Annotated in this window: 19 protein-coding genes and 1 pseudogene; 1 reads left to right on the top strand and 19 read right to left on the bottom strand. The window is 53.1% G+C overall.

Annotation, left to right across the window (positions count from 1 at the left end):
- The 4 genes from HMPREF2541_RS08195 to HMPREF2541_RS08180 form a co-directional block, all read right to left on the bottom strand.
- Positions 1-2467: TipJ family phage tail tip protein (locus HMPREF2541_RS08195; RefSeq protein ID WP_141744225.1), on the bottom strand; the 2467-nt coding region annotated here is incomplete at its 3' end.
- A 12-nt stretch (positions 2468-2479) separates the two neighbouring features.
- Positions 2480-3223 (bottom strand): tail assembly protein, encoded by a 744-nt coding sequence (locus tag HMPREF2541_RS08190; RefSeq protein ID WP_070543027.1) that lies wholly within the window; start codon positions 3221-3223, stop codon positions 2480-2482.
- A gap of 233 nt (positions 3224-3456) precedes the next feature.
- Positions 3457-4191, bottom strand: a complete 735-nt coding sequence (locus HMPREF2541_RS08185; RefSeq protein WP_070543024.1) for a C40 family peptidase — start codon at positions 4189-4191, stop codon at positions 3457-3459.
- A gap of 323 nt (positions 4192-4514) precedes the next feature.
- Positions 4515-4709: a hypothetical protein gene (locus HMPREF2541_RS08180; RefSeq protein ID WP_070543021.1), complete on the bottom strand. Its 195-nt coding sequence runs from the start codon at positions 4707-4709 to the stop codon at positions 4515-4517.
- Positions 4710-4946: 237 nt separating this feature from the next.
- Here HMPREF2541_RS08180 and HMPREF2541_RS08175 point away from each other — a divergent pair, with 237 nt between their 5' ends.
- Complete coding sequence (locus tag HMPREF2541_RS08175) at positions 4947-5492, top strand: hypothetical protein (protein ID WP_070543019.1); 546 nt, start codon at positions 4947-4949, stop codon at positions 5490-5492.
- Between the two features lie 5 nt (positions 5493-5497).
- Here HMPREF2541_RS08175 and HMPREF2541_RS08170 read toward each other — a convergent pair whose 3' ends face one another.
- The 15 genes and pseudogenes from HMPREF2541_RS08170 to HMPREF2541_RS08105 all read right to left on the bottom strand — a co-directional run bounded on the left by HMPREF2541_RS08170 (position 5498) and on the right by HMPREF2541_RS08105 (position 18445).
- The gene (locus HMPREF2541_RS08170) at positions 5498-6208 is read right to left on the bottom strand and encodes a phage minor tail protein L (protein ID WP_070543016.1); all 711 of its coding nucleotides are present in this window, start codon (positions 6206-6208) and stop codon (positions 5498-5500) included.
- On the bottom strand, positions 6208-6531 hold the full coding sequence (locus HMPREF2541_RS08165) for a phage tail protein (protein WP_083296801.1): 324 nt from the start codon (positions 6529-6531) through the stop codon (positions 6208-6210). The genes HMPREF2541_RS08170 and HMPREF2541_RS08165 overlap by 1 nt, the downstream gene beginning before the upstream one ends.
- Positions 6532-6592: 61 nt before the next feature.
- On the bottom strand, positions 6593-7063 hold the full coding sequence (locus HMPREF2541_RS08160) for a hypothetical protein (RefSeq protein ID WP_070543012.1): 471 nt from the start codon (positions 7061-7063) through the stop codon (positions 6593-6595).
- On the bottom strand, positions 7060-8544 hold the full coding sequence (locus HMPREF2541_RS12590; RefSeq protein WP_371327087.1) for a peptidoglycan DD-metalloendopeptidase family protein: 1485 nt from the start codon (positions 8542-8544) through the stop codon (positions 7060-7062). The genes HMPREF2541_RS08160 and HMPREF2541_RS12590 overlap by 4 nt, the downstream gene beginning before the upstream one ends.
- Before the next feature lie 1875 nt (positions 8545-10419).
- Positions 10420-11457, bottom strand: a pseudogene (locus HMPREF2541_RS12585) (phage tail tape measure protein); the annotation flags it as partial.
- 706 nt (positions 11458-12163) lie between these two features.
- A complete protein-coding gene (locus HMPREF2541_RS12230; protein ID WP_168161109.1) occupies positions 12164-12328 on the bottom strand; it encodes a hypothetical protein in 165 nt (54 codons plus the stop codon).
- Positions 12329-12498: 170 nt separating this feature from the next.
- Positions 12499-12927, bottom strand: coding sequence for a hypothetical protein (locus HMPREF2541_RS08145; RefSeq protein WP_070543004.1), 429 nt, complete (start codon positions 12925-12927; stop codon positions 12499-12501).
- 51 nt (positions 12928-12978) lie between these two features.
- Positions 12979-14166: a phage tail tube protein gene (locus HMPREF2541_RS08140; protein ID WP_070543001.1), complete on the bottom strand. Its 1188-nt coding sequence runs from the start codon at positions 14164-14166 to the stop codon at positions 12979-12981.
- An 18-nt stretch (positions 14167-14184) separates the two neighbouring features.
- Positions 14185-14409 (bottom strand): hypothetical protein, encoded by a 225-nt coding sequence (locus HMPREF2541_RS12010; RefSeq protein ID WP_141744223.1) that lies wholly within the window; start codon positions 14407-14409, stop codon positions 14185-14187.
- A gap of 178 nt (positions 14410-14587) precedes the next feature.
- Positions 14588-15112 carry a hypothetical protein gene (locus HMPREF2541_RS08130; RefSeq protein WP_141744222.1) on the bottom strand — a complete coding sequence of 175 codons (525 nt, stop codon included), beginning with the start codon at positions 15110-15112 and terminating at the stop codon, positions 14588-14590.
- Positions 15113-15125: 13 nt separating this feature from the next.
- Positions 15126-15974, bottom strand: a complete 849-nt coding sequence (locus HMPREF2541_RS08125; protein WP_070542992.1) for a hypothetical protein — start codon at positions 15972-15974, stop codon at positions 15126-15128.
- A 2-nt stretch (positions 15975-15976) separates the two neighbouring features.
- Positions 15977-16510 (bottom strand): hypothetical protein, encoded by a 534-nt coding sequence (locus HMPREF2541_RS08120; protein ID WP_070542989.1) that lies wholly within the window; start codon positions 16508-16510, stop codon positions 15977-15979.
- A gap of 2 nt (positions 16511-16512) precedes the next feature.
- Entirely contained in the window at positions 16513-16731 is a 219-nt protein-coding gene (locus HMPREF2541_RS08115) for a hypothetical protein (RefSeq protein WP_070542986.1), read from the bottom strand.
- Between the two features lie 48 nt (positions 16732-16779).
- The gene (locus tag HMPREF2541_RS08110; RefSeq protein ID WP_070542984.1) at positions 16780-17964 is read right to left on the bottom strand and encodes a hypothetical protein; all 1185 of its coding nucleotides are present in this window, start codon (positions 17962-17964) and stop codon (positions 16780-16782) included.
- Positions 17965-17977: 13 nt separating this feature from the next.
- Positions 17978-18445, bottom strand: a complete 468-nt coding sequence (locus HMPREF2541_RS08105; RefSeq protein WP_070542982.1) for a hypothetical protein — start codon at positions 18443-18445, stop codon at positions 17978-17980.
- Positions 18446-18449 lie beyond the last annotated feature (4 nt).

Genomic DNA, 18449 nt, shown 5'->3' with positions numbered 1-18449 from the left:
CAAACTGCTCTTTGCCGATTTTGCCTTTCAGCTGTTCAAGCAGCAGCGCAGGGTTGTCCGTACAGGTGCCTTCCACCACGTCGGTCCATTCGCCACTGACACCGGCGGCATCAGTCAACCGTAACCAGAAGTACCAACGCTCACCAACTTTCACGTCGGTTAAAGCAAAGGTGTTCTGCGGTGCGGGTACTTTCGCCAGTAGTGAGGACTTCGCCCGGTTATTCTCTTTGGCATACCTAATTTCGGTATGCGCGGTAGCCAGCAACGGATTCGGTAGATTCCAACTCAAATCAATGGCAAACAACTTCGGCGTAGTTCGGACACCTGTCAGCGCATACGTCAGCGTCCAGGCTTTCTCCAACGGTGCCGTCAGTTGCCCGCGAGCCGTGCGTCCGCGAATCTCAGTCCGGTATTCACCGTTAGGCAAACCTTCCAGCTTAATTTCCGCATTCGGCGCATCCGGGATATGACGCCAAAGCCGCCCATCTTTGAAAATCTTAATGTCGTAGCTGACGATCTGTCCGTCCGCAGACAGGTTGTCCCAACTAATCGTGATGTCACGGTTGGTGCTAGACAGATTGCCATTACCAATTTGCGGCGTGGTGTTGTACACCGTAGTCGCGCCCGGTGCGAACAATGCACTGCGGTCCACGGTTTCATATTTACTGGGGTCGTGCAGCAACGCCGTAATGGTGTAGGTGCCTTCCTCCGTGTTCTCTTTGATACTGATTGCACGGTACAGTCGGGGGCGAACCTTCCCGGTCAGCGCCCAGTTATCGCCAGCCGCCAATTGTGGAGCCGATTCCAGCAAAATCTGGTTGGGTTTCGGCTGGGATACCACTTTGATGTGGTACTGCTTCGGCACGGGTCTGCCGTCGGCATCATTCTCAAAACCGATATATTGCAAGTGCCAATCGGTCAGGTTCTCCGTAATCGGGAAATCCACCGTCAGTAGTTTGTCATTCACGTCGATTACACGGCCACCCAGGCGCAAGCCCGCATACTGGTTGTCCGCCACCTGAATGATGTCGTAAGGTAAGTGACGCAAGCCTTCACGACCTACAGTGAACGACACGGTATTCTGTTGGCGCAATCCGGTTTGTAGAATCCACTGACCAGCACGAACAGCCTGCCCACGAGAGTCACAGCCGAACGCAGTTACAGACTTAATGTTCAGACCGTAACGTTTGATGGCCTCGTTATCCGCAACGTATTCCGTTTTCGAACGGTAGCTGTCGTATTTATCCGCATAACGAACGTGTACCGCAGTGTGTGTGGCTTTCAACGCGCTGCCGCTGTAGGCGAACAACCCGTCCACCACGTTACTATTGTCATATTGCGCTACCGGGTCTTGATTCTGGTCCAACACCACGGAGACTTGATTGCCGTTCCAGATAGGCATACCGCAGAAAGCGGAGGCAATATCGGTCAATACCTCCCCGGCCTGTCGTTGGTCGGTGAGGTACACGTTGCAGACGAAACGCGGCTCTTGCCCCCCAAACCCGTCTGGAACTTTCTCGTCACAGTAGCGAGCGACCCGGTAGAGCGCCCACTTGTCGATGTCTTCCGGGCGCAAGCGGCGGGCTAACGTGGAATAACGAGGCTGGGTCAGCAAATCGTAGAATACCCATGCCGGATTATTCGTCCACGCCATTTTGAAGCTACCATCCCAAAGTCCGGCGTAGGTTCTAGCCTCCGGGTCGTAGTTACTGGGAACTTGAACCTCTTTACCTTTAATCAGGTAGTTACGACGCGGGGTCGAGCCACCGAATTGGTCGGAATCGACACTAAGTGCCACCAACGCGGTGTGCGGATAGCACAATTTCGCGTCTGTGATTTCAACGTAGCTGGCAAAGAAGGTCCCGTTCTGTACCTTGTCCGTTTGGCTGTCCGGGGTGGGACGAGTAACTTTGATGGAGTAGGGCGCAGGGGGTAGGTTCTCGAATACCTCGTCATGGTAGAACGCGCCTGAACCTTTCTCTGTGAAATTCACAGTGCGTTGGGTGTGTACCCCATCGTTATTGACAATGGCTACCACCAGAGACGTGTTGGCGGGCAGGGTGTCCCCGTTGTCCTGGATGGACACGTTACGTTCGACACCTACAGTTACACGCAACCTGTTCAACCCGTTATCGGATACAGTGCGTACCACGGGGGAGGTGTTCTTCACCGCAGTAGAGACGGCAACAGTACGTTCTGTTGTCTCCCATCCCGGGATGTAAGACTGGTCCGGCGTACCACGTTGAAACCACGCGGTCACACCTTTAAAGTTGTAGGTGCCATCACTGTTTTGAACAGGCGTGTCATTAAAAAAGACGCTCTTGAACGGAGCGTCATCACCATTAGCGAACCCAGAAACCACCCCCTCACTGATCACATCTACGATACGCAGGGTTTGGGCGGACGATAGGGTATTCGGCGCTTCATACGGAGTACGCGCACCACCGCCTGCTTTCTTACCACCCATCTATATAATCCTTTATACCTGTTGTAGAACCGCCGTGTAGTTCCGAGCCCGCACGGAATCATCATTAAAATCAGTGTTGTAGTATTGCCCGTTTGGCGCCTTCGCCGCCCTGCCGGTGATAAACGTTTTTTCGAGTTTCAACGTCACATCCGTCGCTTCTGGGTTTTGCAGTACGGGGTCGCCGTTCGTGTTCACGCGACGTGAGACCACACCTTGGGAGACTACGCGACTACCACAGTAAGCTCTGCCGTAGCACAACGGTACGGGTTGGCCTTGTGCGGACGTGTTATCCAGATTGGAGAATGCGGTATTTCGACCCGCTTTTTGTCCTCGTTGCTCTGTATCCAGCTTCGGGGTTTTCGTCAGCAGTTGAGCCACCCCACCTAACACGAGACCCATACCTAAGCTAGAGATACCGGTCAGTAGAGCGCCACCGGCGGCCCAGCCAAAGGGGTTCCACCACGCAAAAATGAGAAGCGCAACACCCGCCACGATCTGTCCGACACGGCCCGCACCTTGAATACGCGGGACGATATGTAAGACCCCGTGCCCACCTTGCTGAAACTCCGTTTCCAACTCTGCTTCGCTGAAGTCGTGCCGATTGAAGCGGACCTGATAAAACCCGTTCTGTAAAATCTCCCGCAGATTCGGCAACTGCGTCAGTAATGCGCGGACCGCCTCGGCCGGCGACGCAACGTGCAAATTAAAACGGCGACCGTACTCACTTAGGCCGCCGTGCAAGCAAACTGTAATCATGGTGCTACCACCATTTCACAGCTTTGATGAAGTATCCGAGCGCAAGGAGAAAAGGCACGACCCAGACGCACCACATAAACATTCGGACTTCCCGGTGCTTCACAAACAATTCAAACATTTTTCGCACCTCCTCTAAAAATTTGCTATAATCCAATTAGCTTCAATCCTTTGCACGGAAAGGGTTGTCAAATAGAAACGCCATGAAGTTCCCGCTTCATGGCGTTTCGCCGTCATCAATTCGAGTGTTCCAAATCATTCATAATGGCTTGCAGCATCTCAGGGTGCCAGTCCTTGTGCCGCCAGATACTGTGGGTGCGGTCTTGCATAAAGCGTCCGTACATATCGCGTCGGCTCAAGTGTCCAATGGCATGATGCAGTACGTCACCGTCTCCAATATAGAGCAGTGCATGACTAGGATGTCCTTCAAACGCCGTGATAATCACGTCCCCTGGCTGCACGTCGTACACTCTGGAGAATCCAGCCTGCTTGGCGAGTTTCACAAAGAGCTCTTGGGCTGCATCTTCATCGATGTCGCCACGCTGAACCGGCATCAAATCAATCCCAGCCAGATGGTAGGCGTCAGTCAATAGGGTGTAGCAGTCCGCCGTGCCGTACTCGAACAAGCGACCCCGCAGATGCGGGACCGGTTCGAAGATTTTCAGGCTACCTGAAACAGCGAGCACCCACGGCAACTTGTTTGCCACCTGAACTTGTCGATCCGCACCCGATAAGAAAGGTTCGCCGTTTGGGTGAGAATGCACGATGGCGATCACCTCACCTTGGTCCGATGCTTCGATGAAATCCAACGGGGAAATCTCAAAGCGCTGCCCGGGTTCGATAGCCACATTCTTACAGGGGCGATACACCTGTTTCCGACCCGCTTTAATAACAAAGCCGCAGCACTCGTTCGGAGCTTCTGCGGCAGCGTGGTTCAAAATCTCAGTTTGAATAGTCTTTGTCAGATTCATCGGTCTTCCTCTCGCCGGGTACCGTGGTCCACCCACCATAGGGAGGTGTCGCGCTTCCAGCAAAACGACGGGCACACGCCGAGATTGTTCGGCTATCCTGATCGTCGCCCTGTCCTTGAGTAAGATACGCAGCTAATGCTCGAACTAGCTCCTGCACCCTCTCGTCTGAAAAGGGGATTAGCTCATGAGCATTAAACTCCTCTCCATCCGAAGAGGTCACATACGCTATTTCGCACACAATCCCCGAAGAGGTCTTATAGAACGTTACATCTCCTTCAGAGAAAATACGCTTTTTAGTCAAATTGGAGTTCATATCAAGGCCCTCAAGACAGTCGACTTGGGCGGGAAGTCACACAAATCTGGTCAGGCAGCATGTGCTTGAGACAGTCGTCACCCAATACAGAAGTCAGGTTGCCGTTCTTGTCGTAGTAGAACGAAGCGGCCTTTTCTTTCAAACCAACCATGAGAATGGTCTCTTCCGTCTTGGTGTCAGTCAGGATTACCAATGATTGAATCATTTTTACCTCTACCCTTTGTAACAAATTCTGTCTCTGTCTCAGCGTCTAAGTAGTACATGAAGATAGACTCCGTACCGTCTGCCATCGGACCCATCTGGGCAATAAGGCACCCAAAACCCTTTTCTGGTGCATAAGCGAACCGTGTAACCACACGACTAAGGTCTAAAAGAGGGTAAGGTTTCATTGAAAAGCTCCCAGTGGAAAAGTAAACTGCAGGTCTAAACACAAGGATGCCAAATGGACACTACGATTTTTGACAATAGATTCGCTTCGGAGGACTTCCAACAGGCTGTCAGCCGACAGGTTGACGTCGATTGGACTTCAGAGGCTTTCCTCGTCTTCCACCTTATGTGTGATAAACACATTGAATCTTTTATCTATAATGTCTGTGGAATAGAGGACTTTCTATTTAATAAGCAAAAGAACAGGGAAGTGATAGGGTTTCTTGACAAAGTAGTAATAGCGAAAAACCTAGGACTACACCCATCATTGGCTTCTGCCTTGAGTGAGGTTAACTCCATTCGTAACAAGTACGCCCATCGCCTGAAAAAAGAAGAGATAACAGACAAAATTCCTGAAATCCGCAAACGGTTAGAGGAGGTGGGTAAGCACTTTAAGATTAGGCCATTGGATAAGGTGTTGTTAGCGACTGATGAGACTGGGGCAGGCGACACCAAACCTACCACTTTTGAAAATTCTTCAATGCCTTTTCAATTACTTATTCTATCCTGCTATCTAGCCTATACCTTGAAAGCCAACCTCCAACAACTTCCGTCACGTTAAGGTGGTTAAGTCAAAGTTTTATCTACAGAAATCCAGCCGCCGTAGGGCAGGGCGGCGGTTTCCCCAAAGCGGGCTTTGCAGCCCAAGAATTTGTGGCTACAGTCATCTTTCTGTGGGTCGTTGGTCGGCATGTCAAAACGGTCAGCTACCGGTTTCCCACGATAACCGCACTCCTCTCCGCGATACGCCCAAGGGCAATGGTCGGCCAACATCAGTCGAGCCGGGATAATCGAACCGTCCGCCTCTGAGGGTGCGGATAATTCAAACTGGGCGTTTTCCGTGGTCAGCGTGACCATCCGCTCGATCAGATATTTGCTGACAATTTCCTGCGTGGGGTCCGCTTCCGGATTACCTCCGGCGAAGTTCACTGCATCCAAGAATTGGCTGTATGTTTGTCTGCGCCATACCTCTGCCCCCACCAACTGGTCGTACTTTTCCGCCAGTCCGGTAATCACACCAAGTACGTTGGCCAACGTAACCTTCGGGCGGTTGCCGGCACCTTGGCCGGTCATCTCAAACCCGTCCGCGTGGATTGGGTGTGGGTCATAAGTTTTACCCTTCCACACCACAGGTTGCCCAAGTTCGTTCACGATATTGCAGTAGCGCAGAATCTCCCCGCCCAGAGGTCGCAGGTCCAACTCCCAAAGGTCCACCAGCGCATTCTGCTGAAGCGCCGATGCGGCCTGATAAATTTTGATTGCTTGAGTGCGTGGCATTAGATAAAGACCTCTTTGAACGTACAGCGTAGGGAGTCAGGGAAACCGCTCTCAGTGCGGCGCATCTCGGCACAGTACACCATCACACGCTCGCCGGACGGACGTTCCCAAATGAAGCGCTTGCCTTGATTGTCGAGCAAGAAGGCTACGATTTCGTCAATCACCGTTGTGCTACGGTCGAACTGAAGAGAAAACTTGCGCTGAGGTAGAGCCAACGACTTGTTCTGGAGTTGTACAACGCCGTTTCCAAACTGTACTTCGCGGATACCTAGGTCCACTTCCGTGTCCATACCGCGATTCGGATTCCAAGTAAACGTGTCCATAAAGCTCCAACGAAAACGCCCACCAAAGGCGGGCGCACGAAAAGTAATTTATCAATTCACATTATACCGAGTGCCAAGCATCTTGTACATAATTATCCGATAAAACGTGTAATGCGTGTAATAGTAGGTCGTCTAAAAAACGATACACCTCACTAGCACGACGTTTTATCGTGCGGAGTGACACACCCGAAAGCGTAGCAAGCTCGGCAAAATGAGGGCGCTGGCGGTGGTTCAGCCAACATAAAACCATGCCTTCCGCCACCGGCTCATTAAAGTTGAACGTCTGGCGCAGCAGGGTAGCAGTTGCAGCCAAGGCACCTGGTACCAGGCCGTACTTGGCGCGGATTAGGTCGCGCTGGTCGGGAGGTAGTTCCCCGATACGGAGGTGCAACTTCGCTGCCGCATGATGCGCCGCATACGGGTCAGTGCCCCCGGTGGTCGGTAGCCCACTCCAGGAGGAGTGAACCACGACCGCCATTGAGGATTGCTCGAACGCCCAGTACAGGTTCTGCTCTAATTCGGCGAAGGTCATGCTACCCCTCCGTTACGAATGGCGTTGTTAATTATCTCGCCCGGACGCAACATCCTGGTCACTTGTTCCACCACGGTGTTGCGAATGGCTTCACCCAACTGTTTAGCTTCGTTGGCGTTCACACCAGACTCGGTAGAGCCATCACTGTTTACGGTCACGCTAACTGATACCGGGGCATTTACAACGGTGCCGCCACCCATACCCTGAACTTGTACCCCGAGATTGCCGTTGGCGGTTCTAGTCAGCGGCATCACCGCTTCAGAACCTTGTTCACCCATCAACCCGCGTCCGCCGTTGAAGCCGAAGTAGGTCGGGGAAGAAACCACCCCACCTCGAGCGAAAGCAACCAACCCAGAGGAATTGAAGACTCGACCGTGCGCGGCGGTGGCGAACATCCCACCTATCGAGCCGCCTGCTGTGCTAACCCCGCTACCGCCGAAGAGATAGGACCCGACATAGTTCACCAACTTCATCGTAGCCATCCGCATATAGATTTTGGATAAATCTTGCAGGATGGAGACCGTCATTTCACGGAAGCGAAATCTGCCAGTGATGGCTAAATTCTCCATTGCAGAGGTCATATGGCCGACTACGGAGTCCATTTGGCTGGATGCGAACTTCGCGTAGTTGAAGGAGTTGGCCACAATCTCGTTGTAGGAACGTTGTAACCCCATTCTCCAGTCACGTTGCAGACGAATCTGATTCTCCATCTGCTCTTTGACAAGCGAAATTTTCTCGTCATAGCGGCGAGCCGTTACGCTGTAGAGGTCTTGGTCGTTGTTCGGGTCGTCAGTGACGCCACGGGCTTCCAATTTCTGCAATTCCGCGCGTTTTTCTTTCTCGAGTTGGGTAATCTCAAGTTGTGTTTTCAGTTGTCGGCTGCGCTCTTCGGAGTACACGCCCAGTTGGATTTCCATATCCAAGCGCTGCTTGGCGACGTTCAACTCCTCTTGTTCCAAACCGGCACGATACTTGATACTATCCTCGTTATACCTTTGCAATTTCAGTTGTTGCGCCTGTACAGCACTGGATTCCCCGCTTTCACCGGAGACCCCGAGTAACGCGGGAACGGCACGACCACCAGAGGATGTCATGACTTTAGTAGGGTCCATCAATCTACCATTCACCCGCGTGGTGTAGTGCAGATGAGGTCCTGTACCGATACCTGTGCGACCGGATTTAGCCAACACTTGCCCAGCTTCGATACGATCACCTACTTTCGCCAACACTTGCGACAGGTGAGCCATACCGTGCGTTACACCGTTGTCGTCATCAAACAGTAGTTGTATCCCACCGTGTGCAGTGGAGTAGGATGCTCTTACACGACCACCCGCTGGGGCGTGGATTGGTGTGCCTTCCGGTACAGCTAAGTCAATCCCGTTGTGAAAAGTAGATGCACCGGGTACAGGAGCCTTGCGCGGACCGAAGCCGGAGGTAATCCTTGGCACATGGTCGAATAGTTTGGTATAGGTGGGGACCATTCTGCTGGACGCGGCTGGGTTGCTTTGAGTATCTCTCAGAGTATCCGACGCTGCTGCCCTATCTTCAGCAGACCCTTTGCCCGACTGAATAAGCACCCGAGCATCACGCCGAATAGTTCGAATTTTTTCAGCGTCCCCCTGTCCATTAAGTTCATCAATGCGGCGGGCAGCGTTCATCGAGCGTCTGGCTGCCTCCCCATTAGGGTCGATCATACCGTAACGTCGATACTCTAACTCGAGCTGGGCGTTCGCCTCTCTTAAATCCCTTTGAGCTTGTTGCTTTCGCAGGGAAATATAGGAGCTGCTGCTGAAGGTCGGTTCACGTTTTGCGCCACCTGAACGGGAAGATGTGGGTGGGGTGCCGAACTCGTTACCAGTAACCTCAACCTGAGACCTTGCCGTACCTGCACGAACTTCACTACCTTTTTGTCGGTGCACCGCTGTGATACCCTGCACCAATTGAGGAAGAAGTGTCTGCATATCGCGCCGAGCCCGTTCAAGCTCCGCTTGTTTCACAGCTAGTTCATTATTCTGTGGGCGGGTTGTGCCGAAACGGTTAGTTCGGTTGGTATTGGTCGTAGCACCTTGACGCTGCAACCGGGAAACCTCAGCCAGCCGGTTGTTGTAATCCTGTACGATAGAGTGCTGTAGTGCCGTCATAGTCGACAAACGCTTTTCCGGGTCTTCCAGAGCCCAGCTTTCAGGGGTCTTCCCGTTTCTCTGAAGCATCTCGAAGAACGCTGGGGCGTCAAGAACTGCTGCCGGAGCCACGGACAACCCAAATTTTTCCTGCCCAGCCTGTTTGCCCGCCTGCTCAGGAGACACCCCGGACATCATCAGTTCCTGCCTACGTTCGTAGAAGGCACGTTGCTGTGGGGTAGCCGTACCAGCCTTCCAGGCGCGTTCGGCATCCTCCATCTGTGCTTGGACACCGGGGTCCAGACGTTTATTAGGGTCGGTCAGACGGTCGAAGAAGCTCGCAGTTGCAATAGCTTCCGCACGAATCTCCCGCAACTTCTGCACTGCGTACTGAGTACGCAAATTCATCAGCTTGATGGCGTTGTCATACACATCTTTCTCCAACGCCATACGAAGGTTACGATCTTTTTCCGACAATGTTTTCTGGCTGGCCAGCATCTTGTCGAGGTTGGTTAATTGATCCATCAGCAAAGTTTGTTTGCGGTCACGGATCATCAACTCTTGCTCGATGCGTTTCTGCCCCGTTTGAGCTAAGGTCTGCTCAGTGGAAGCCGATAATTTAGTAATCTCGTCTTTTGTAACTTGGTTAATACGCGCAAGGTTCTGGGCAAAGGCTTCGGTAGTCTGTTGATAAGACAACGCCGTTTTATTTTGCACACCAGACAGTAATGCTTGGTACTCCGTATCGAAGTGTTTACCAGTCTCGGAGTCAATACCGAACTTCACATCCATACGATGACCAGCGCCGGAGGTATTAAATGCTTTGTACGTCTCTGTGCTGACTGCCGCTAAATCACTGCGTAAACCCTTCACAGCCACCGCGAACTCATTGGCTTTGTCCGCGCTCATTTTCATGTAGGTGTACACCCCAGCCAGCGCGGCTGCCCCCGCCACGGCCCACCCAAGAGGGTTCGATGCAAAGGCAGCCCACATCGAACGGGCGGCCACGGTCAAAGCGGTAATGCGCGGGGTAGTTGAGGAGGTGAGGGTACTAATCAGAGATAACGATCGGGTGTACTTCCCCCCCGCTTCTGTTGCAGCTAACGCGGCTTTTGACCAAGTCCACAGTGAACCGGCACCTTTAAGCGCCACGACGGTTGTAGTGGATGCACCGAGAGAGACTAGGAGAGGGGTTAGTGGGGATAGCACAGATAACACTCCAACCCCAGCTTTCGCGACCCCAATCAAGCCATTAGCGATCCCCGTCAATCCGTTCACTACGTCGGGGCGGTTGGCCAAATTAGTGAGGCTAACCAAAACCCCTGTATAAGGTCCTTCAGTCTGTCCACCGACCACCGCAAAAGTCGATTCCCAGGCAGCCTTCATCTTACGGAATGAACCTTCCGCCGTATCCCCAAGCCGTCCAGCCTGCACTGTGGTGTAGCCCATGTTCTCCGCACCGCGCAAAATCTCTTGATGCAGTTTGCGGAACTCTTCCGTCGTGGTATTCAGCAATACGTCGGCGGCGCGCATCCCGCGCTCATCCAAGAAGGAGCGCATCCAGAGTTGTTTGGATTTATCATCCATCCCTCTAAATTTGTCTTGCAGTTCGGCGATGATGTGGGTGAACGGCTTCACCATGCCGGACGCATCGTAGGCGGAGATACCCAATGCTTCCAAGGCTTTCCTGGACTTCTCGGTACGGCCAGCTAAGTCAGTCAGCAAGTTACGCACTGCGGTACCAGCACTGGAACCAGTAATGTTCACACGGGCGAGCAAGGCCAAGGTAGTAGAGGTATCCGCTACAGACAAGCCGAACTTATTCGCTGCCGCACTGGCCTGTTTCATAGACATCATCATCTGTTCGATAGAGGTCTGTGAAACGTTGGCCGCCATCGCGGTCTGGTCCATACCAGCCTTCAGCGATGCGGAGTCGTACAGATTAAACGCGGATCGCAGACCGGTGGTAAACAACGCGGCTTGTTCGTCGGTTGTACCGGCCACCAGCGCCATATTCAGTACGGAGGGGAGAAGTGACATCGCCTCCTGCGTTTTCAGACCGGCTTGCGCCAGAACGCGCAAGGCTTCAGCCATCTGCAACGGCCCCTGTGTGTACTGGCCGCCGCCCATGTCCAGCAAGGTGCGGGTCAACTCCTTCACACGAGCGTCGCCTTCCTCAGCCGCAGCACCTACCAATGCCATCTGCCAACCTAGTTCACGGTTGGCACCAATGGATTTCAGCGCAGCGATAGATGGAACCAGACCGGCAATCATCCCGAGGGTATTACCCCAAGACAACCAGATCATGCCGGCAGACGCAGACATACCACGCCATACCCCATGCAAATTGTTGCTCAGGGAGAGGGTACTCTGGAGGTGTTGATTTACATTGCGTGTGTGATTCGCCACTTTGGCGTGTTCAGCCGCAGAGCGTTGAGCCGCCGCTGCGGCCTTCTGCGTCGTATCCGCAACCCTGGTCAGCCCGCTCGTGGCTCGACCCATATCGGACGTCCATCGCACCCCGGCGGATTGCATCTTCGTCAGATTAGTATTCGCCTCACTTAGGCGAACGTTCATGGTCGAGGTAGCAGCCGAGAATGCCTGCGCTTGGCGGGTGGCATTCTGCAAGACGGTGGAAGCACGTTGGTCGATAGACACCAATTTATCCGCAGACGTCTTCAAGTCTGAGGCCATTGCCTTCAAGGTGTGATGCTGCGCCTGTAACTCTTTGAGTACATTACGCAGGCCATTCGGATTATTAGCACTACTATTGATACTCGTGAGACGCTTCTCTACGGTTTCCAGCTGGGAGATCAGCGTGGGGAAGCCGGAGGAAGTAATCTTGACTTCTTGAACAATAGGAGAAGACATAAATGGCTATCCGATAAGAAAATTCGATAGCTCTATTTTATCAAATATTACACAGTTTATACAGTAAAAGGTAGAATAAGCGGAAAGATTGCAGCGAAAAAACCTCCCATTACTGGGAGGTCTTCTGTGCCTGCGCGGCCAAGCGCTCGGATAGGAGCACCGCGTCTACTTCGGTCAAAACCGAAACCAACAAAATGCGCTGCTCCGGGTCATCCAGCATGATGATGTCGAGGTACGCAGCGTACTCGCTCATGGGGATGTAATATTCCGACATCCCGATTTGTCGGCTGCGTGTCAGCATGGTATATGCTTCAAACAACCAATCAAACTCAGGATTGCGCTGGGACATCTGTTTCAGAGCATCTGGGGTCGCCCCTTGTTCTTTTAGTTCCAGAAGGAACTCAAGTTGGGGCGCCCACTTCTGCTCCCAGCGCAGGCACTCAATTAGTTTTTTACTGCGGCGTCCTGTTTGTATTTACGGAATTTCTCCACCTGGGTGGCGAACTCCAAAACAGCGCCGAAGAACTCTGGGAACTCCAGCAACTGTTCTGCGGCCTCGACAGAGTAGGGTAGCTCCTTCTCGTTTTCGTCCAAGATGCCTTCCCAACCTTTGAGTAAGGTGTGGGCGAACACACGGCGGTTCAGTTCAGTGCGAGCTTCAGTTTGCACTTCACGATCCTTAGATTCCAACTTCGCCGCATACTCGGCTTCCAGTTGGCGTTCTAATTTAACGTGCTCAGGGTTGCCGTAACGAGCGACCTGAAGACGGGCGCCATCTTCAAAGTCAAACCATAAACCTCTGACTTCAGCGGCAGTGTCCATCGCATAGCGTCTGGCGACGCTGAAACCTTTTTTAGCAGCTTTCGTTGCCATAGTTCTTCCTTTCCTTGGGGGAGATGGGCAGGGCTTTCGCCCTGCGGTTGGTTAGAATCGGTCGATGAAAATAGTTTTGTGGGTTGTGGGATCCATCAAGGCAGAGTATTCCAACTCCACCATCACCGGACTGTCGTTGTCTGGGATCGCAACTTTCGGGGAGTTCAATTCCACAGAGGGTAGGGTGATGGCGTAACCGTGGCCGTTACGGTCATACACTTTCCAACTCAGGTTGAAGCGGGTCTGACGAATTACTTCGTTGTAGATGCTGCCCTTGTTGAAATACATGCTGATATTGCCGGAAACCTTGATTACGCCGGCGGTAACGTCCACGTTACCCAACACGCCGATGGCGTCATGACCCTTCATGTTGTTGTCATACTCCAGCGTGATTTTTTTCACACCGGCAGTCATATCAGTACGGATGTCAGCGCCGTCCAGCAGCACATTCTCCATACCCAACACAGCGTCAATAATCGGGTTCGCCTGGCTGGCGTTGTAGTCGGTACGGTCGCCCAACATTCGGGTATCGCCGTTGGCCGCAGTCATGCCGATAATTTCGAATGAGCCCGTCATCGCAGCCTTGGATTCAAAGTTCAGGCTGAACTTTGACATCTGGCAACCGCGATAAATGAAACGTTGGTTCGCATCACTGATGGTCTTCTCGAAGGAGAAGGAGCGACGTTTTACACCGTTGGTCAAACGTTTGTGGTGAATCACAGCGTCGGCTACAGTCTGGTCTTCCAAATCTTCGTACACGGTAATCTTTTTGCCGGCTACGGTCTGTACACGCAGCGGTTTGGCGTTCTTCGGTTTGACACCGGTACCGGTAATCAGGATGTAGGCGCCAACCGGCAATGTACCGAACGCACTGATGTTGCTGGTAAAGGTAATAGACTTATCAGCAGCCTTGAACTCGGCAGACTCGGCAGCAGTAGCGCCGTTGGTACCGAAAGTGGACCAGTCGTCCATCAGTGTGGCTTCCAACAAAGTGTCGTATTCGCCAGCAGACAATTCAAACTGAAAGCCGCCGCTCACCTGGTTGTCAGTCAAGAACATACCTGCGGTCTGGCGGGTGGCGTTAATCTCTTTGGAGACCTCTTTAGAGATGGTCTGCTCAAAGGACTCGCCTGTCATACGCAGATTGATACCTTTGCCAGTGGTCGGTGTTTCCCCTGCCACGGTTTCAGGGATATACGCTAACTGGCCGGAGGCCGTGGTTGCTACCCGTAAAGCCATAATGCTTCCTTTCTGTTGCTAATCAATGTAGTAATGCCAAAACGGTATCGCCACGCGATAACCGACCCAACCTTTTATTTCGCCAGTATTCGGCAGTTTGCGTCCCACTTGAGTGGTTGCTCCTCCGAGGTCTTGACGTTGTAGCAGGTTGGCGACCTCCTCTCGGAGTTGGTAGCCGGTACGCATACCGGTCATCTGTTTCACCATCACCGTCACGAGGATCGAACCCTCGTCGCGGATCATCGGCTGTGCGTTTAGGTCAGCCTGAGTTGAGTTAGAGTAAGCGAGCTCCACTGAAACAATCGGGCGTTCATCCCGGTCCCAATCTATGGTAGGACCGTTCTCCAAATAGAGCCGGAAGTCTTGGCGGTTACGGCTCCAGTTCACCAACTTAGTTACAACCGCATCGCGGAATGTCAGACTACCCATCGTCAACCTCAATGTCGGGTGAATCGTTTAAACGTATTTGAATCATTTCCCGGATTGCCGCCATGTGCCAGTAATCTTGATTAACCTCACGGAGCTCGATAAGCGCGGGGTTATGCTCTAACCAATAAGACGCATGTGGAGCGGCGTTAAATAAGTAGAGTGAGACTTGATGCTGTTGCTTTACAGCCTGAGCCACCTCTGGCATCACTCGCCCCAAGCGGGTAGAGACCACATGTGCGTTATAAGCATCAGCGTTACTATCGAAGATACCGTCTTCGAACCGCGGCTCTGGTAAAGGGGTGCCTGGGCGGGGTGTGGTGTCCGGAATAGTGAACACCCCACTAAGTTTCGTCACGACATACCACTGGTTCGTAGCTATCCCAGAATACTTCGGCGTACGGTCGGTCGCACACTCCAGCATCACTGTAACCGCAGCTTTCGCCGTGCTTTGAATCTCCCGCTGGACCTTCTTCACTATCCCTTGCAAGGCGGGCAGATTCTGTAAACGTCCTGACATCCTTACGTCCATCTTAGGACACCCTACGGAACACTGCCGATACGGAATCATCGGAACGTTTGGTCTGACTAGCCAACTGCCACTTATCGCCGCGAAATTCGATGCGGGTATCTTGTTTCAGGTGAACCGCATCAGCAGGAGCAAAGCGGAGGCGGATGTCGCCAACTTGTTCCTTATCGAAGGATGGTAGTTCGTGGGTATAGTCATCACGCCAGTTCAGCAGTAGAGCCTGCAACGTAAGATCAGAGCCGCCGATATAGGTTTCAGTAATCGGGTCCCAAGTGCCTGTGCTGGGGATACGCACCGACACAAAACAATCAGGTTCGAGCTCGTTGCACTCTGCCACCATCAAACCGGCTGCACCGGATAAGATGTTGCGACAGATGTGCCACTGCCCGTCCACTTGAAGAAATTGACCAACCTGCACCGGTTCGCCGGGTGTGAAGTAGATGTAATACTGACTTTGCGACTCGGAAGTCGTTGTAATGTCTTTCACATCTTTAATCCACACCCGCGACAGGTACACTGCCGTTCCCCCATTGGCCAACACTTCGGCAGTCGTTCCCGCCTTTCCGAGATGCGCTTGTTGAGCGACATAGCCGACGCGGGTTACAGCCGCGCCGAACGAGTCGCCGGACGGGTCTGTTGCTACCAGCCAAGCCTCACCACCGACCACGACCGTGCGTCGCGTAGGGAGGTGGCTGCCGTACCTCATATAGAAAGTACGGCGCAGCGTTGTCAGACCATCCCTTCTCGGGCTGTCCCAGGCCACCACCTGGCACTTAGCCCTGAGCTTTTGACCGGTGTAGGCATCCCACATCGGAGTTCGATCAAAGAATCGGGATACCTGTTCCAAGCGCATAATTACGTTCCGGTTACGGGGTCATACGTTGGTCGCCCTGAGGAAATCGGGGACAACCTGGTAGCATCAACATAGATGCCGTCCAATAAACTTTGTAGCTCCGCTTCAGTCAGAGCGAAACGGGCACGAATACTAGTAATTACGTTTTGTAAGTCGGTGTCGAAGCGTTGGAAACTTGCTTTCGAATCAGTCAGAGTACGAGCCACTACCAACGGTAGTACGTCGCAAATCCGATCAGCGAACGCATAGGCCACCCAACTCTTAACTAACGACACCACTTGTACGTCTCGCGGATCGCTACTGGCAGCTAAAGTGCTCCAGTTCGTCGCTAAACGCGGAGATAATTTCATCAGTTTTAAACTGATTTCCCGACCATGTACGGGCTGGGCCAGCATCTCGTCAGGAATCTCCGCAGGAGAGAGTCCAAACAGCGAGCGCACTTCTTCTGTGGTAGTGAGGTCGCCGAAGCCGGGAACTGCCAGGGCAGGTGCCGGGACGGCGGTGCCGTCGTCATAAATCTCTTGCGGAGTAGGCATGGTTATTCAGTCTTTTCTGTGGACTCGGGTTCAGAGGCAGCTCTGCTACGACCACGTTTCGGCGTATCAGCTTGCTCCTCTTCGGCTACAGCAATCAGACCGGCCTCGATCTGTGCCTGCAACCATTCAGAATCTTGTACTTCGGTCGGCTGCTCCGTAATGTAGATGCGGTTCTCTGCATCCCAGAAAGGAAAGCCGCGAGTTACGAAAACTTTCAACATAGTTCGCTCCAGTAGGGGCAGGGCGCCGACAGACGCCCTGCCGTCCCATTAAGACTGGGTAAGTTCCAGTACATCCCAAGCAGCGTCTTCGCCACGGAATACCAACTCACCGAAGTCGAAGCGCATCTCAGTACCACGACGCATTACCAGTTCCTGTACGGCGCTGTAGTTGGCGCTCAGGTTGGTTACACGGTTGATGGCGTAGCGACTGTCCAAACCAACGATGGTGTCGGTCGGAATTACGCCGTCGTCCACGATGTAAATCTGGGGTTCCAGGTGGTTCAGGTTTACAGCGCGAGCCATCTCGGCCATCGCTTCGGGGTACACAGCCGGCATTGTCTGGATAGTGGGGCGACCTTCACGACCAATGATCTTGAAGTAGGTAGCCAGGTCACACATTACCCAGTCAATGTGGCGGCGGGCGCGGTTGCGGCGCAGCCAAGAGATGTAGGCTTTGTGGGTCAGTTTCTTACCGACGGCAGCAGCGTCGAAGGTTTTGGCAGCCACTTTCGGCAGAGCCGCTTGCTGGGTATCAGCATCGCCGTTTACCAAGGCATTGATGTGGCCGTTTACACGAGCGGCCTTCTCAGCGGCGGCTTGACGGGCGATCAGTCGGGTTACAAAGTCAAAGGTGTAAGCCTTCTGGGCTTTGTCGGACATTTCCAGACCCAGCGAGTAGGTCGGGATAGAACCCATGCGGTCAGCCACAGTCAAACGACCGAAGAGTTGCGGAGCGGCCAACTGACCGATCGCTTTGCTGCGAACGCTGTCGTTAGCGGAGAAATCCACCACTGGTTGCTCGAAGCGGTCATCATTCACCGAGAAGTTGTAACTGATCATCTTCTCGAAGGTAGCGATGTCGCTGGTCTTGTCGGCGGCTAGGTTCACTTCCACCATTTCCAATACAGCGGCAGGAGCCAGGATACGGCTGGCCGGTACGGCATCACGCACGATGGAGGCGTCAATACCGTTAGAGATACCGCCGTCCAGAATGTGAGCCATTTTGGCCGGGCCCAAACCAGTGATCGGATTACCATCCATCACCATGCCGTTCTGCTCTAGCAGTTGATTCCAGATGGTGCCTTGGGTGGCAGCGTCAGTCTTATCCTGGTGTTTGCGTTCCAGATATTGGGGGACGGAGCAACCGGCTTCGGCAGCTTCCTTGTACATACGGGCGTCCAACGGAATTTCGTGACGTTCGCCGCCCTTGCCATAAAACACACCAATAGTCATATCGTGCTCCTAGTTAAACACTTTCAATTACATAAATTTTGGCGGCAGAATCGCGCACACTCACCACACGCCAACCTGAGGTACCACTGGCTTTCTTCTTCACTTTGGTCAGGCCAATGTTATTGGTAACGTGCTGAGTCGGGCCGGTATTGGTTTTGGCCGCATCCTGCGTGTCGCTCACTACATAGTCACCAAGGTTCAACGCGGCACCAGCAGTTACCAGTTGGCGTACCAGCGGGCCTTTACGAACTACGGTGCCAAAGGTTTGGCCGTCCTGGGTGAAGCTCTCAACCGAGGCGATGAAGCCTTCGATTTCGTCATCAGCAGCGCACAGCACCATCGTGCCTTCAGTGGTAGTGCTCAGTTTCACTGCCTTGTTACGGTCTTTGTCGTTGTACTCGGCAGCAGCATTGCCCAGTTTGTAGGAATCGGTTGCCTGAGTATTCGCGCCCAGCAGAATGCCTAAGGTATATTTAGCCATTTAC

The organism is Eikenella sp. HMSC061C02 (genome assembly GCF_001809035.1).
Classification (GTDB): domain Bacteria; phylum Pseudomonadota; class Gammaproteobacteria; order Burkholderiales; family Neisseriaceae; genus Eikenella; species Eikenella corrodens.
Note: the sequence above shows the minus strand (reverse complement) of the source record. Positions and strands in the feature narration are given on the sequence as shown.